The organism is Bacillus sp. 3255 (genome assembly GCF_031456485.1).
Taxonomy (GTDB): Bacteria; Bacillota; Bacilli; order Paenibacillales; family NBRC-103111; genus Paenibacillus_E.
In genome coordinates, this window is the sequence record NZ_JAVDUS010000008.1 from 96,450 (window position 1) to 112,276 (window position 15,827).

Below are 15,827 nucleotides of genomic sequence, written 5' to 3' on the forward strand. Positions count from 1 at the left end.
TCGACTTGAAACCAGTTCTCTCCTTTCTGCTTGTCATTTTTGTATAGAAGATGGACGTGTCCATTCTACTAATTAGGTTCAGTTCAGACGGATGATGCCAAGATTCATTGTCGTTCCTTCAGCTACCTGAACGTCCTTCACGACATGCCTCCCATTAGGGCCATATGTAATGAGCAATTCAGACTGAAAGGCGGCAATCCGGTTTCCGCGAAAAGCAATGACAGCCTCTCCGCGTTCGGTCGAACGGGTTTCCTGAACGGGCAGCAAGAGCGTGCCTCTCGCAAACGTTGCAGACAATTTCCGGTCTAAACGAAACCGCTTCTGATGCTCGATTACTTCCGCAATCCGGATGAGCTCCTCCGTGGCTTGGACGCTTCGTCCCCGAAGTAAATATGTATCGCCTGCTGCAATAACGCCAGTAAACGAACCCAGCGTTATAACCTCCGCTCCCTTATCCAGCTGCTCCGCCATGACGCGAGCGCAGGCACATTCCTCCGAGACAACCGTAGCCTGCAAACCGGCGTGGCGTACCGGAGCTCCGGCCGCATCCTGCAGCATGAATCGAATAAGTCCTGTGCCGGAGGAAAACGGGTAGGATGGAAGCGGTTTTAATTGAACAACCACTATGAAATTGTCGGTTCCTACAGCGATGAGAGTTTGTTCTTCAAAATAGTGCTCGTTGCTCACCTTGAGACGGTATTCACCGGGCGGTAAATCATTAAATATATAGGAACCATTCGATTTATTAATGGCTTTCGAACGGGTGCCTTCCAAGTAAACGGTGGTCGTATTGCCGAGAGGAGCTCTAGAGGTAATGGCGTCAACTACGCACACAACCAAGGATACACGGGTTCTCAATTGTGATATTCGAATAGGATCCACAACTTAAGCCCCCTAACCCTGTATACGAAAATCGGTTTCCGAAACTCTTTTGGTTGTCTTGATGCGCGTTGAATCGATATTGACTGGCCCTACGGTATAGCTGACAGAGAGTCTGTACGGGGTATCCGCGAAATTCCACATATTCAGAATGCTATCGCCATTCATCGGCTCCATCACGATGCGGACCTCTTCGTCGTTCTCCGCAAGCGTTCCTACGGTCATAGAGCCCCGAAGGATCGAATGATCGTAAAGCACCTGCATGGCCCGCCCCAGAATCCGGTGCTCGTCCAGCGCTCTGGATTGAAGCTCGGCGGGGGATTGTACGGTCAACAAATAGCTCAGGTCCACCACCATCGGCGGAAATTGAATCGCATTGGTCCCTCGGGCAATCATGTGGGTTTGGCGGTTATTACCGCTCTCGCGAATGTTGTATAAATAGAGAGATAAGTAGAAATCCCCTTTATCGACAGGCGAAGCGAGCCCGATCATCTCCGGTTGGGGAATGGGATCCGGTGTCATATTTTCTCTAAGCAGCTTCAATAAAGATGCGCTTACATCAGCAATTACGGAATAATCGCCAATAGGAATCACTTCCTGCCTCAAAATACCTATGTAATGTGTAGAAACGGTAGATAATATGTCACATTGTGTACCTTTTTCTATTATAATTGCAAAACGCAACGGTGACTATAGGATTTCATTTATTTAATGCAAATTTTAACTTTCAATCTAGCAGTCTAGTAATCTAGTTAATCTAGTAATCTTCCCACTCCTGCCGGGCGAGAATTTTGCCGGACTTCTGCAGCTCATGGCGGATCGACTTGATGATATGATTCATTCGGATCGGCTCGTTCGCTTCCGCAGCCAGGAACGCTGAGGACAGCACGACGTTTTTGATATTACCTCCGGCAATCTCGTAGCGCTGCGCCAAATATTTGAAGTCGACGTCATCGCTGAGCGGAGCGGAAGGAGGGAACATCGACTGCCAAATCTTCTCCCGGTACTCGCTGTCCGGAAACGGAAATTTAATGACATAATTGATCCTTCTCAGGAAGGCTTCGTCAATATTGTTCAACAGATTCGTAGCCAGCACGGTGATGCCTTGATACTCCTCCATCTTCTGCAGCAGGTAGGCCGTCTCGATGTTCGCATATTTATCATGCGAATCCTTCACTTCCGAACGCTTGCCGAAGAGCGCGTCCGTCTCGTCGAAGAACAGCACGGCGTTGCTGAGCTGCGCCTCTTCGAAAATCTCATGCAGGTTCTTCTCCGTCTCCCCGATATATTTGGAAATGACCTGCGAGAGATCGACCTTATACAGCTCGAGCTGGAGGTCGCCGGCCACCACCTGCGCCGACATCGTTTTCCCGGTGCCCGGCGGACCGGCGAACAGCATGCTGAGCCCCTTGCCGTAGGCCAGCTTCTTCTCGAAGCCCCAGTCACTATATACGACACCACGGTATTTCACTTGATTGCACGCATTGCGGAGCTGATCCTTCTGCTCGGGAGGGAGTATGATATCTCCCCACTGATAGCGGGGCTCAATGCGCGTCGCCTTGCGCTCCAGCTTGTGCTGCACCTGCTGGTAGCACGCCCTGTAGAGCGCGTCGGTCCGCAAGCTGGCCTGAGCAGCCGCATCGCCGGCCCCCTGCCAGGCGGAATATCCGCGCGCCAGCGTCAGGGCGCGGTGTATCTGCCCCGGGGTGAAGCGGAACTTCCCGCTCATCACCCGGAAGTTCACCCCCGCGCTGACGTCCAGCTCGCGCGCGAATGCCGTCCATAGGCGCTCACGCTCGCCTTCGTCCGGCACTTTCAACTCATGCTCAAGAAGCAGCCGCTCCTTGGGCTTCCAGCTCAGCCGGTGATGCTTGCCGGCTAACAGGAACACCATGCCGCCGTAGCCGTCCAGCAGCTCATGGAACTTCCCGAGCCGCTGCTGCGCCACCAGGTCCGGCTCCTCGGGGTAGAGCGCTTCCAGGCGTGTGAAACACAGCACCGCCTGGTGCAGAATCGCCTCGCGGACGATGGCGCTCACCTGCTCCTCGAAGCTGGCGGCGTGCAGCAGCACTTCCGCCAGATTAGCCAGCAGCAGCGGCTTCTTATAGTGGCTGCTGAAATGCTTGACGTGCAGCTTCTTGCCTGCGCCCGCGTTCCCCCACAGGTGGAACGCGAGCCTTTGGCGCTCAGCTGCGGGCACCCCGAGCGAGTCGCGGACGAAGCCCCGCAGCCGCTCCTGGAAATCCGCCTGCACAAGCAGGGGCGGCAGCTCGTCGTCCGGATACGCCATCTCAACCGCCGGCTTCAGCTTCGGATCGAGCTCTCCCGAATCGAGCAGGAACAGGGCGATTCGTTGATCCAGCAGCAGCGGCCTGGACAGCAGTGACAATCCTCGGTCCCGCTCCTCCCGCTGCAGCAAATACCGCGCGAGCCGTCCCTCCGGCGCAATAAACGTCGTTCGTGCAGCCCGCATCTCCTCCGGACTGCTGCACGCGATTTGCAGCGCTAACGAGATATTCGGCGTTTTGCTGGTCAGATCGTCCTGCAGAAAGCCGAAGATTCGCTCGTATTTGCGATCCAGCTCGACGGCAAGCCCCAGCATAACGATTCGCCGCTCGAACTCGGACAAGCCGAATACCGACGCCACATAAAGAAGCGGCAGGAATACGCCTTGATGCCGGCTCTCCTCCAGCCTCAGGCCGATGAAGCGCTCCAGCCTGGCGATCTCCGCCAAGAGATCCGCCTCTTCTCCGAACAGCTCCTCGTCCGCGCCGTGGTCGCCGATCAGCCGGATAAACTCGTCTTCGGACACGAACATTCCCCGAAACGAGTCCGTTTGCGGATCCGGCGTAAACTTCTGCCTGCGTCTATAGAGAAGCTCCAGCTTTTTATCCAACAAGACGAGCTCGTCCTTATAATGCTCCCATGCATGTATATAACTTTGAGCAGCCATAATCCTCCTGGTGATGCGATCTTTAATTTTCCCCGCTTGCCTAAACAGGTGGTTATTCTTTACAATGTTCTCACAGGCAAGGATCAACGGCTTCGTTGTCCTTTCAGGCGCGCGCTTGTGTCCATGCATGCTTACGAGCGCACAACACATTTACTATTTTAGCTGGCACGAAAGGAAAGTGGCCTCCTTCTGATGGAACAACTTCCGGCGAACGATCATGGATGGAATCGAAAACTTATCCATCTGTTATGGTGGATCCTGCTCGTCTACGAAATTGCGGCGATGATTGGTTTTCTCTTCGATATCTATCATAAGCCAGCGCAATGGTTCGACGGCTTCCTTCAATTTCAGGTTATCCCGACCTGCTTGCAGCTTGCCCTGATGGGCGCCGGCTACGCAGCGCTTTACCTGCTGCCAAGATACAGTGATTTTATCATGATCCTATGGACCATGACCATGGTTTGTATCTATATTATGTGTATTCCGGAGCTGGCGAGCTCCTTCGAACTTCTGAGCATTCCGATTATTTTATCTTCTGCTTATTTCCAGCGGAAATATATTATTTTTGCTTACAGTCTGGGACTTGTCAGCTTAACAAGCCTGCTGCTCAGCCAGTTGTTCAAAGGCTATCTCATCACATCATCCGAAGTGATCGTGTCGGTCACGGTCCTGACAGCAACATCCCTTGTCTGCTTCGGCATCATGCGCAAAGGTCTCTCCCTGGTCTCCCAACTGAGTGACTCCGTCAGGCGCGAGCAGGATTTGCTCATTCGCAATGTGATGATCGACCGTCTATCCAAAGTGGACGCGCTGACCGATTTATTCAACCATCGTTCATTCCAGGAGCATACGGACCATCTTATCTCCCATATGCCCTACGATACACCGCTCGAGCTCGCTTTGATGGATATCGACAATTTCAAAAAAATCAATGACACCTACGGCCATTGGGTCGGAGATGTCGTACTCAAAACGATAGGCAGCCTGCTCAAAGAAATGCTGGGCCCGGACGATATGTCGTTCCGTTATGGTGGCGAAGAGTTCGCCGTGCTGTTCGTTGGAAAGCCCCACGAGGAAGTGCTGGCGATCTGCGAGAAATTCATGCAAGTCGTTCGTGATACGCAAATTCCGGAGATGCCGGAGCAGCCTCTTACAATGAGCATCGGACTCGCGCCGTACAACCGCAATACGATGAAAAAAGCATGGTTCCAGCAGGTAGACGAGTGCTTATATATCGCCAAAAGAAACGGTAAAAACTGCATTCATTCCTATTTATCCGAACAATACCAGCTGTAGCCGGAAGCGTGAGCTTTCGGTTTTTTTGATTATGCGCACCACAGCATGCCGTGTAATTAATTACCAGAAATTCGACTCTCATGAAACCGGCATATTCCTCCGATATAGAGACATAACCCTATGCAGGAACTGGAGGATCTGACACCCCATGAAACCTAAAATTCTCGTCGCAGATCCGGTCAAGAGCCTGCGAAGCATTCTATGCCAACTCGTTCAAACCATGGGTTACGACGTCGTTGAAGCAAGCAGCGGAACCGAAGCGATTCTTTCATACCAAATGAATTCTCCGATCTTGACCACGATGGATCTCAATATGCCGGACATGAACGGAATAGATGTTATACGTAAGATTAAAGAGTTCGACCCCTCGGCGAACATCATGATGTGCTCGGCTTTCGAGCAAAGGTCGTTGATTATCGAAGCGATACAGGCGGGGGCGAAGGAGTTCGTCTCCAAACCTTTTCAGGAGCGCAATATGAAGGAAACGATGATGAAACTGCTGGTCGTATAGCTGATCGGGCACGGCTGGAAAAAATTGTAATCCTCATACATGATTTTGGCGGAACAGGCAAATAATAGTCAAAATCAAATGAGGTGAAACCATATGTGCCATTCGATATCCATTCTTGCCGATGTCAATGAAATTATGAACCAGTTCCAAGTCGACAGGCTGTTGTCCTATACAGCCAACCGCTACGAAGTCAAACCGACGGAATCCGTCTCGGCGGTTGTGATGAACAAGAAGGGAGAACGTCTCCTTGACGAATTCCGCTGGGGCTTGATGCCCTTCTGGGCGAAGGACGCCGTCTGCGGCGAGCGTGATTCGATCTTCACCAACACAGCCTTCGAGCGTATCATTCGGAAGCAGCGGTGCATTCTGCCCTGCAGCGGCTTCTATATCAAGGTGACCGAGGGCAAGGAAACCCAATGGATCAAGTTTAAAATGCGCAGCGGCACTTTCGGGATCGCCGGCTTGTACGATGTCTGGCATGCGCCGAACGGCGAGGACGAGCTTCGTACCTGCATGATGCTGATGACGGAAGCCAATGACTTGGTCTCACCGCATTTTGGCAAAATGCCCGCCATCCTCGACCAGCAGCAGGCCGAGAAATGGCTGCAGTCGGACGTGGAGGACAGCCGCTTGCTTCGCTCCTTGCTGCGTCCTGCGGACGAACTGCTGATGGTGGCGAATGTGCTCGCTTCCCCTGCGGAGAAGCTGGACGCGGGCAAGGACGTTCACGCTTTGGCTTAAAAAAAGAAGATGTCCCGACCGCTTAGCGGGTGGGACATCTTCTTTTTGTTGGTGTTGGCCGGCCGGCGGCCTTGCGATGGCGCTTCGCCGTGGTCCCGCGAATCTAACGGACACCACGGACGCTATTGCCCTGGATTGCGCCGTGCTCCGACTCTAACGGACACGGGAGACCTTATTTGCCATTTTCGGGGCAAAATCGTGCCCCAAAAGGGCAAATAACCGCGCTGGTGTCCGTTAGAATCCAATTGCCGCCCAAAATCGGCAATTAGCGGCTGCTGTGTCCGTTAGCCTGGCGCGAGGTGACTCGGCGCCGATTGCCAGTGCCGCTGCCGGACAAGGACACGGCTACGTTCCCGGATCCCCGGGCTGCGCGGGCGCTGCCTCTTCGACCAGCGGCCTTGCGATGGCGCTTCGTCGCGATCCCGCAAATCTAACGGACACCACGGACGTTATTGCCCTGGATTGCACCGTGCTCCGATTCTAACGGACACGTGAGACCTTATTTGCCGTTTTCGGGGCAAAATCGCGCCCCAAACGGGCAAATAACCGCGCTGGTGTCCGTTAGGATCCAATTGCCGCCCAAAACCGGCAAATAGCGGCTGCTGTGTCCGTTAGCTGGACGCGAGGGAGACTCGGCGCTGCCAGTGCCGCTGCCGGGCGTGAGGCACCGCGCTCTGACCGTCTGTGCCGTTGTGGACAAGGACATGAGCTCCGTTCCCGAGTCCCCGGGCTGCGCGGGCGCGTCCTCTTCGACCAGCGGCCTTGCGGTGGCGCTTCGCCGCGCTCCTGCGAATCTAACGGACACCACGGACGCTATTGCCCTGGATTGCGCCGTGTTCCGTTTCTAACGGACACTGGAGACCTTATTTGCCGTTTTCGGGGCAAAATCGTGCCCCAAACGGGCAAATAACCGCGCTGGTGTCCGTTAGAATCCAATTGCCGCCCAAAATCGGCAAATAGCGGCTGCTGTGTCCGTTAGCCTGGCGCGAGGTGACCCAGCGCCGATTGCCAGTGCCGCTTCTGGGCGCAGGACACGGCTACGTTCCCGGATACTTGCCCAGCTCCTCCCACCGGCACCACTCCCGGTTACTTGCCCAGCTCAGCTTACCGGCACCACTCCCGGTTGCCTGCCCTGCTCCGCCTACCCGCGCCGCCCGCCGGTCCCCCTCCCGGCTGCACTACTCCCCAGCCCGCTTCACAGCCGGCAGCTCGCCGCCCTCCCGGATGATGCGCACCCCATCGGCGCATACGCCGTAGGGCTCCCAGCGGCATGTAGCACACAGGTGGCCGATATCCCCCGGCGTCACCTGCGCCGCCACCTTCCCGCAGACGGCGGACCAGCTCAGCTCCATGCCAGCCTGCAAGCCAAGCTTGGCAACGATTTCCGCATCGCGGTCATAGACCGTCCTGTTCTCGCAATGCGCGACCTGATCGGCGGGGAAAGCGGCGCACAGGTCGTCAGGTCCGAGCACGACGCGGATGACTGTCTCCGGGTGAGCCCGCAGCGTCTCGTAGACGCCGGTCATATTCTCGCAAAACTCTTTGGAATATCCCATCCCGCGATACCCTAACAAACACAGCAAATGATGCCCCCGCAGGCCGATCGGCTGCTTCATACTTTGGGAACACGGTACAAGCCGTAACCGTCCATCGAAACAATGGGCTCCTTATCTTCAACTAGGCCCGTCGACTTGGCGTGCAGCGCCACATCGATAAGCCACTTCGTAAAATCGGCCACCGGCAGCTCCTCCATCTCTTTCAAGCTATAGAAGCCGGCCGCATCCACCTCTACCCCGTCAGGCACTGGCTCGCCGCCGACATAATCCATTTCGAATGCGATGTATACATTATGAATGCTTCGAGGCAAATCACGCACCGCCACCAACCGCGAGACTTTGGCCGTAACTCCGCTCTCCTCCAGCACTTCACGCTCAATGGTGTCCTGGATCAGCTCATGCTGCTCGATATATCCGCCGGGATTCGTCCACCGGCCTTTACCCGGCTCTTGCGCTCTGCGTACGAGCAAAATTTTCTCGTCCCTGGTCACAAGCGCACCCACGCCAATACTATAGTTGCCCCAGTGGACAAACGTGCAAGCCGTGCAGGCTCTTCTCATCGTACCATCCACATCGCGAACTTCCATCGGTGAACCGCAGTTCATACAAAACTTAGCTTCCATTCGTCGTCTCATCCCCAACTTCGCATATTGTAAGTCAAGCTTACTGCTACTGATGGACGATAGGCAAGCCCGATCCCGTGCGTTCTCCGCTCTTGGGGAAGCTTGGAGACGATGGTTCCTGCACTTGTCTTGCATTCTCTCACGAATAAAAGCCTCTGAAGGGCTTCGGCAGCGAAGCCCCCAGAGGCGCTAATTCAGACCAAAAACATCGCCACAACCGTTGTCACCGCAAGACCGATGAGCACGGGCAGCAAATTCCGTCTCGCCAGCTCGAAGGGGCTGACACCGCAAATCGCCGCTGCCGGAATGAGCGCCCACGGGATCAAGGTGCCGCCGCCGACCCAGATGGCGGCCACTTGCCCGAGCGCGGTCAGCACCGCAGCGCCGGAACCGATCGCCGTTGCGAAGAGCTGCGCGATCGAGCCCGCGAGGGAGATGCCGGAGAAGCCGGAGCCGTCGAGGCCGGTAATCGCGCCGACGACGGTGAGCGTAACGGCGCCGATCGCGCCGTTGAGCGGTACGACGCCGGCAAGCGCGACGCCGAGGTCGTTCACGATGCCGTGCGAGCCTTCCGGCAGGATTTTGCCATAAAGCTCCGTGAACGCGGAGTCGCCGAGATAGAAGAAGGCGGCGATCGGGATCACGGGGCCGAATACTTTAAAGCCGAAAACGAAGCCTTCGATGAGGTAAGACGTCGTTTGCTCCAGCCCATGGCCCCGATGGGCGAGCAGTGTCACCCCGATAAGGATGAACACGGCGGTACCGCCCACCAGCGCTGTCGCGTCTCCCCCTTGCAAATTCAACACGAACATCGCGATGACGTCCAATGCGAAAAGCACGGGAATGAGGACCGCGAGTATCCGGCGCAATTTCGGCGACAGACTGGCTTTGGCATCTTGGTCGGAAGACAGCAGCGAACCGCCGTCTCCTGTTCCGCTAGCCACCAAGCCATCGCGCCAGGTGCCGTTTCTCATATCCCGGCGCATCATCCAGAAAGCGGTTACGGTCGTAACTAGACCCATGACGATCACAAGCGGCACGGAGGCTTCCATGACGGAGGTTACCGGCAGCCCCGCCGCATCCGCCGTCAGCTTAGGAGCTCCTTGAATAATGTAATCGCCGGAAAGGGCAATCCCGTGACCGAACAAGTTCATCGCCATCGCCGCCCCTAGGGCAGGCAATCCGACGCGCACCGCAACAGGCAGCAGCACCGCACCGATGAGCGCAACGCCCGGAGACGGCCAGAAGAACCAGGAGGTGATCATCATGATGATCCCGATTCCCCAGAACGCTAGTGCCGGCGTCCGCAGAAAACGGGTCAACGGCGCGACCATCGTTTCGTTAATGCCTGTGCGAATGAGCACCCGGCTCATCGCCACGATAATGGAAATAATCATGATTGTTCCCATCAACTCTTTGGTGGCATAGATAAAGCTGTTGAACACCCCTGAAACCGAACCGCTTAATGTCTCTGTCGCCAACAAACCGAGCGCAAAAATACCGACCACACAAATCATCGTGGTGTCTCTGCGCCTGATAAGAAGGGTTAGAATAAAACCAATAAATACTAAATACACCCAATGAATCGGCAATAATTGAATGTCCATCGGGATCACGCATCCTCTCTGCCCACGCAGCGTTTGGGAGTCAGTCCTGCTTCCTGAGAATGACTCTTTGGTGCTACATTGTATGCCGGGCGGAGTCTAGGCGTTCGTGGATTTCGGAGATTAGATGCACCTTGTGGTACAATGGAAGGATCCATTGAATCAGGGAGGGAGCATGCCAGGATGGCTAGAAATCAACGTTTGGTGACGGATACCGATTTTCAGGAGGCTGTGGAGAGAGGGGCCGTCGTCCGCGTGTTCAAAGACGATCATATCGTAGACTCGAATGCAGTCGTCCTGCGTTTTAGCGATAAGACCGTTGTATTGCAGACTCGTGTCGCCGATTTGGCCTATTATGACCGCGATGAATGCGAGTTTTTTGAGATGAAGAAACGGTAGCCTTTGCCTGCGCAATCAAAAAAGGAAGCACATCTCGTGCTTCCTCATTTGTGCTTTCTCCAATCCAGATTGCTCTTCTCGAGCAAATGGCCGAAGTCGTTCTCCAACCGCTTCTCTTCCGCCTTCCGCGCGGCTTCCGCTTCCGCTCTGGCCGCATCTTTGCGCGCCTGCTCCTCCGCTTTCATCTTGTCGGCTTGAGCTTTCAGACCCGCTACGACATCAGGGCTCAGCAAATCTTTGAGTGTCGCTGGTTTATCTTGCACGCCGGTCTCGGATGCGCCGGACGACCATTTCTTTTTCGCCATAAAAGGTTCACCTCTGTTCCTAATTCTGCATCAGCAATCCCTTTTATTGTACACCTCTACTCATGCAAATGATAGGGCACCGTCGCGACGACGATATCTTTGTCAGCTTGCAGCTTGGAGCGGATCCGTGCGGCGGACTGGTTGTGAAGCAGGCGATGCCACCACTTCTTGGGCATGAATTGCGGCAGGATGACCATGATCGATTGCTTTTCCGATACGTGCGTGTCAATCCGTTCAATGAACTCAGCCAGCGGCTTCAAAATGGTGCGGTAGCGCGACTTGAACACAACGAGCCGGACGCCGGGGTCCCATTTGTCCCATTTCTCCTGCATCGCTTCCTCTTCCTCATCCGAGAACGCCACGTAGAAGGCAATCACGTTCGGTGACAACGATTTGGCATAATTCAGAGACTGCGCAACCACGCGGTGAATGCCCGCGACAGGCACGATGATCAATGATTCCTTCGTACATACGCGCTCCTGTGTGATGTCGATACGCAGCTCTTTGGCCACGACATCGTAATGGTTGCTGATCTTGGTAATGCCCCATAGCAGCAGCGGCGTCACAAGAATGACAATCCACGCGCCTTCGCTGAATTTGGTTATGCAGAACACGATCAAGACGGCGAACGAGACGAGCCCACCCAAGCCGTTGATGGCGAATTTACCCAGCCAGCCGGCCGGACGCTCTCTGAACCATTTGCGGACCAGACCGCTCTGGGCCAGCGTGAACGACAAGAATACGCCAATCGCATAAAGAGGAATAAGTGCATCGGTTTTTCCTTTGAATATAATAAGCAAAATGCTTGCCAAAACGCCTAATGTAACAATCCCATAATGAAACGACAGCCGGTCTCCCCGGTAAGAGAACATGCGCGGGAAGTTTTTGTCCTGCGCCATGATGGACGCCAGTATCGGAAAGCCGTTGAAGCTCGTGTTTGCTGCCAGCACCAGAATCAGCATCGTGCCGATCTGCGTTGCATAATACATCGCCCCTCTGCCGAATGCCTGCTCCGTCACCATCGATAAAACCGATGTGTGGCCGTGCGGGTCGGGTGCGATCCCATAACCCAAGCTCAGCAAGGTGACACCGCCGAATATGACAGCCAGCAGCGTACCGAGCGAAGCCATCGTTTTCTTGGCGTTTTTCACGGAAGGCGTCCGGAAATGCGGCACCGCATCGGAAATCGCCTCAATCCCCGTGACCGCGGAGCAGCCGGAGGAGAACGCTTTGAGAATAACGAACAACGTTAATGAACTCGTCATGGAGCTGGGGACGATTTGGATCGGATGCGTATTCAACGAACCCGTCATCATATCGAAAATCCCTTTGCCGATAAGCAGCAAAATACACAAAATAAAAAAGTACGTCGGTATCGCGAATACCGTCCCCGACTCGGACGTCCCGCGCAAGTTCAGCCACACCATCAGCCAGACGAGAGCCAGCGCGATCGGGACGATATAGGGCACCGTAGACGGAAAGGCCGACGTAATCGCCTGCACGCCTGCCGAGATCGAAACGGCAACCGTCAACGTATAATCGATCAGCAAGGAAACGCCTGTGAGCCTGCCCCACATCATGCCCAGATTCTCCTTCGCCACCATGTAAGCCCCGCCACCCATCGGGTAGGCTTCAATCACTTGGCGATAGCTGAGTACAAGCAGCATAATTAAGGCGATAATCGAGATCGCGATCGGCAGGGAGAAGGCAAATGCTGCGACCCCGACCGTCGCCAGCTCGAGCAAAATTTGCTCCGTACCGTAGGCCACGGACGACAGGGCATCGGACGAGAGGATCGGCAGCGCCTTCCACACCTGCATTTTTTCGGATTCCAGCTCATCGGACTTCAGCGGTTTACCGAACATAATCTTCTTCAATGAATCACTTGTCATGCTGCGAAATTCCCCCAAATAACCTGATTTCAACTTCAATGTCTGTTTTTGGACGCAAAAAAACACAAGGATAGACCTTGTGTTTGGGATCACATGTTCTCCTTTCTCACGATCGCTTACGAGGTTAGCTGCCGGGTTCGGGCTGCGAGAAAACTGCCCTAAAAGTTACGCCATGCCAGATGACGCGCACCTTATTCACCCCGTTGAAACCTGTGGTTCCCCCGCTTCTCCGGTTAGAGAATTAAGCGAAATATTCAACTGTATATTGTACGTTGTTGATACTACTCTCTTATCGAGACATAGTAAAGGATGGAATAAACCTAAAAAGGTCGACTCCATCCTCTCATTCATTTGATAATTCGCTTACAATTAATCTTATCTTTCATTTTCTTTGATTTTCAGGCGTATCGTCGGCGTACGTATATTTTTAGGTTTAAGGACCTAATTAATTTCTAACATGATGCTTACGCGTCGCTTGTTTTTGCTTGAATATCATTTTCTTCCACACAAGCGGGAGTCCGCCAATCAGGAACAGATAGCGGGCATCGATCAACTTTTTGAGGAACGCGGCGAATTTGCCCTTCACTTTCTTCACCTTCAGAATCCCGACCGCATCGCCGCGGCCCAATGAAGCGACAGTTCCTTTGTAATCATAAGCAAAATGACGCAAGGGCTTTCCACGCAAGCTGTTGATTATATTTTTGGCCGTGTTGCAGCCTTGTTGGACCGCGATTTGGGCGTTCGCCGGGTAGGGCGTCCCTTCCGGACTCATCACAATCGAGCAGTCTCCCGTAATGAACACCTCCGGATACTGAATGGAGCGCAAATAGTCGTCTACCTTCACCCGGCCGCGCTGCACGTGAAAACCAGCCGCCTGGAGCAAGGAGTTTCCACGGACCCCACCCGACCAGATTACTGTTCCGGCACGGATGAATTCGCCGTCTCCGAGCAGGACGCCGTCCGGTTCGCATGCTTTGATCGCCGTTGACAATCTATACTGAACCCCTTTGCGCCGCATGACTTCCATGCCGTATTCCACCAGATCGTTCGGAAGTCCCGGCGGCAGCGCGGTAGGCGAAGCTTCCACATTCATGATTCTCACAAGCGAAGGATCGACATCGAACGTCTGGCAAAGCACGGGAATGCGGTCGGCCAACTCTCCGACGAATTCCGTCCCCGTGAAACCGGCCCCCCCCACAACGAAGGTCAAATATTCCTTATGCTTGGAGTCCAGTTTGTACTTCGCAAACATGTATTGAATATGCTGGCGAATGAATCGCACGCTGTTAATGCTGTTAATCGACATGGCGTGCTCGCGCAGCCCCGGAATCCCGAAGGTTTCCGTCTCACTTCCCAAACCTATCACCAGATAGTCGTAAGACAGGACATGGTCGGGGAGAACAATTTCCTTCTCCTCCAGCTTAATCTCTTGAACCGTCCCTTTCACGAACTGAATTTTCCGTTCATCGATCAAATCCTTGATCGCCACACGCGCATTCTCGTGATGATCGGTCCCGGCAGCCGGCATATGCAGATGGGTCGTCATGTAATGATAATCGTGCTTGTTCACCAGGGTAACGTCAGCTTCGTCCGCCTTGATCTGCTTCTGCAGTCGGATCGCCGTCACTAGTCCGCCGTAGCCTGCCCCCAGGATCACGACCTTCGGTTTCTTGTTCATACCATTCACTCCTCCGATTAACTCTTCTTTGCTCTATGAATAGATAGGCTGATGAAACGATGGACCAAACCTGCCGACCTGTGTTGGATGCGCGTTGGGTTAGGAATTCTCGTTCATTGGAGAAAATTGAATTGGATGGTATGGGACGAGTTAGGGTGAGTGCGGCAAGTTATTTGTGAAAAAAATCACATTCATGTTCGTGTTACGCGGCTGGTTTGGCTCTACTTAAAGTATATGGCTTTGCGTACGAAAAATCACCATAACTTTACCCAGCAGCATAAAAAGAAACATCCGCGGAGAAACGGACATGTGCGGCAGCTCTCTTCAACCTTAGCCGGCTAACGGACAGAGCAGCTGCTAGCTGGCAAATGGAGACCAAGAGCTCTGTAGTCCGTTAGATTTGGCGAGAATGGCGGCTGTTGGACAGGCAATCAACGGCTGGGCTCGGGTCCCCCGCCGGCTCTTGCTTTATCCTGCAGCCGGCGCAGGCGATAGCTGTTCATGCCCGCCACGCCCAGCTCCTCCAGCAGGCCGAAATTCGCCCAAGCTCCTACGACGGCGCCTATGCCGGGGACAAGCTGAAGCATTTTGCGGAAATCGATCGTATCGCGGTACTCTTGCTGGAGCTGCAGCCAATCCACTTGATTCGTATAATCTTCAGCAGGGGGCAAAGAGCCGGCAACCGTATGCCAGTTCCGGATCGTCTCCAGCAGATCGGGCTTCTTCGGCGGACTGGAGAAGGCTAGCTGAAACACATACAGAATAAACAACCGCTCTCTGTAGTCCTTGGTTGAATAGCCATAAGCATGCGCCAGCTCAAACAAAAATTTGAGCTTAATGCCTATCAGAATCGGGAAATCGGCCAAGCCCAGCAAAATACCTCCAGCCCCCGTTCCCGCCCCCTCCGCGGCGGCGATTTTTTTGTACAGCGACAGCAGCTCCTCTGCCCGGGCATCGCACTCGGCCAAGGTTGCTCCCGTTAGCGGATCATTCTGAGGGATATAATTCATGCCGAACAAGGTCGTCTGGAACATGCCTTTGACCGTTGCAGTTATTGTTTTGTGCACTTTCTCGGGAATCAGCTTGTTAATATTCGTCGAAACGGATTTGGATGCTTTTTCGAGCAAATTGGGCGCTTTCTGCTGCCTCATTTCCCAGCGCTTCACTTGCCGCAGCATTTGCTGCTCATAGATGGTGTAAGCCGTATCCATCCCTACTCACCGCCGATCGTCGATATGTCTTAGTCAAAGTATAGTATACGCGAACGGTCGGCCTCAAGATGACAGGCGTCCTGCACTTTTGCTAAGTAAGTGTAAGTGCAGTGTGAGCAGCGAACAGCCAGTCCGCCGCCACGCCAGACCGAGAAAAAAGCAGCCCACTCCGTGAGCCG

At 54.2% G+C, this 15,827-nt stretch carries 15 protein-coding genes and 1 riboswitch; of the genes, 4 read left to right on the forward strand and 11 right to left on the reverse strand.

The window, feature by feature from the left end; all coding sequences use genetic code 11:
* Positions 1-78 precede the first annotated feature (78 nt).
* The 3 genes from J2X61_RS14055 to J2X61_RS14065 form a co-directional block, all read right to left on the reverse strand.
* Positions 79-882 (reverse strand): peptidase associated/transthyretin-like domain-containing protein, encoded by an 804-nt coding sequence (locus J2X61_RS14055; protein ID WP_274467212.1) that lies wholly within the window; start codon positions 880-882, stop codon positions 79-81.
* A gap of 12 nt (positions 883-894) precedes the next feature.
* The gene (locus J2X61_RS14060) at positions 895-1,473 is read right to left on the reverse strand and encodes a Pvc16 family protein (RefSeq protein ID WP_274467213.1); all 579 of its coding nucleotides are present in this window, start codon (positions 1,471-1,473) and stop codon (positions 895-897) included.
* A gap of 163 nt (positions 1,474-1,636) precedes the next feature.
* On the reverse strand, positions 1,637-3,832 hold the full coding sequence (locus J2X61_RS14065; protein ID WP_310188427.1) for an ATP-binding protein: 2,196 nt from the start codon (positions 3,830-3,832) through the stop codon (positions 1,637-1,639).
* A 192-nt stretch (positions 3,833-4,024) separates the two neighbouring features.
* On the opposite strand from J2X61_RS14065, the gene J2X61_RS14070 reads away from it, so the two are divergent.
* The 3 genes from J2X61_RS14070 to J2X61_RS14080 all read left to right on the forward strand — a co-directional run bounded on the left by J2X61_RS14070 (position 4,025) and on the right by J2X61_RS14080 (position 6,380).
* Complete coding sequence (locus J2X61_RS14070; protein ID WP_310188429.1) at positions 4,025-5,128, forward strand: GGDEF domain-containing protein; 1,104 nt, start codon at positions 4,025-4,027, stop codon at positions 5,126-5,128.
* Positions 5,129-5,276: 148 nt separating this feature from the next.
* The gene (locus J2X61_RS14075) at positions 5,277-5,639 is read left to right on the forward strand and encodes a response regulator (RefSeq protein ID WP_310188432.1); all 363 of its coding nucleotides are present in this window, start codon (positions 5,277-5,279) and stop codon (positions 5,637-5,639) included.
* 93 nt (positions 5,640-5,732) lie between these two features.
* Complete coding sequence (locus J2X61_RS14080; RefSeq protein WP_274467217.1) at positions 5,733-6,380, forward strand: SOS response-associated peptidase; 648 nt, start codon at positions 5,733-5,735, stop codon at positions 6,378-6,380.
* Positions 6,381-6,879: 499 nt separating this feature from the next.
* On the opposite strand, the gene J2X61_RS14085 is transcribed toward J2X61_RS14080, so the two are convergent.
* The 4 genes from J2X61_RS14085 to J2X61_RS14100 form a co-directional block, all read right to left on the reverse strand.
* Entirely contained in the window at positions 6,880-7,185 is a 306-nt protein-coding gene (locus J2X61_RS14085) for a hypothetical protein (RefSeq protein ID WP_310188434.1), read from the reverse strand.
* Between the two features lie 373 nt (positions 7,186-7,558).
* Complete coding sequence (locus J2X61_RS14090) at positions 7,559-7,954, reverse strand: DUF1284 domain-containing protein (RefSeq protein WP_310188438.1); 396 nt, start codon at positions 7,952-7,954, stop codon at positions 7,559-7,561.
* A gap of 38 nt (positions 7,955-7,992) precedes the next feature.
* On the reverse strand, positions 7,993-8,559 hold the full coding sequence (locus J2X61_RS14095) for an NUDIX hydrolase (protein ID WP_274467220.1): 567 nt from the start codon (positions 8,557-8,559) through the stop codon (positions 7,993-7,995).
* Between the two features lie 194 nt (positions 8,560-8,753).
* The gene (locus J2X61_RS14100) at positions 8,754-10,166 is read right to left on the reverse strand and encodes a hypothetical protein (RefSeq protein WP_310188440.1); all 1,413 of its coding nucleotides are present in this window, start codon (positions 10,164-10,166) and stop codon (positions 8,754-8,756) included.
* 180 nt (positions 10,167-10,346) lie between these two features.
* Between J2X61_RS14100 and J2X61_RS14105 the strand changes: the two genes are divergently transcribed.
* On the forward strand, positions 10,347-10,562 hold the full coding sequence (locus J2X61_RS14105; protein ID WP_274467222.1) for a hypothetical protein: 216 nt from the start codon (positions 10,347-10,349) through the stop codon (positions 10,560-10,562).
* 44 nt (positions 10,563-10,606) lie between these two features.
* Here J2X61_RS14105 and J2X61_RS14110 read toward each other — a convergent pair whose 3' ends face one another.
* The 4 genes from J2X61_RS14110 to J2X61_RS14125 all read right to left on the reverse strand — a co-directional run bounded on the left by J2X61_RS14110 (position 10,607) and on the right by J2X61_RS14125 (position 15,648).
* Positions 10,607-10,867, reverse strand: coding sequence for a YqkE family protein (locus tag J2X61_RS14110; protein ID WP_274467223.1), 261 nt, complete (start codon positions 10,865-10,867; stop codon positions 10,607-10,609).
* Positions 10,868-10,923: 56 nt separating this feature from the next.
* Positions 10,924-12,759, reverse strand: coding sequence for an APC family permease (locus J2X61_RS14115; RefSeq protein ID WP_274467224.1), 1,836 nt, complete (start codon positions 12,757-12,759; stop codon positions 10,924-10,926).
* A 98-nt stretch (positions 12,760-12,857) separates the two neighbouring features.
* Positions 12,858-13,017, reverse strand: a riboswitch (cyclic di-AMP (ydaO/yuaA leader).
* A 187-nt stretch (positions 13,018-13,204) separates the two neighbouring features.
* On the reverse strand, positions 13,205-14,437 hold the full coding sequence (locus J2X61_RS14120) for an NAD(P)/FAD-dependent oxidoreductase (protein WP_274467226.1): 1,233 nt from the start codon (positions 14,435-14,437) through the stop codon (positions 13,205-13,207).
* A gap of 431 nt (positions 14,438-14,868) precedes the next feature.
* Positions 14,869-15,648, reverse strand: a complete 780-nt coding sequence (locus J2X61_RS14125) for an EcsC family protein (RefSeq protein WP_310188441.1) — start codon at positions 15,646-15,648, stop codon at positions 14,869-14,871.
* Positions 15,649-15,827: the final 179 nt, after the last annotated feature.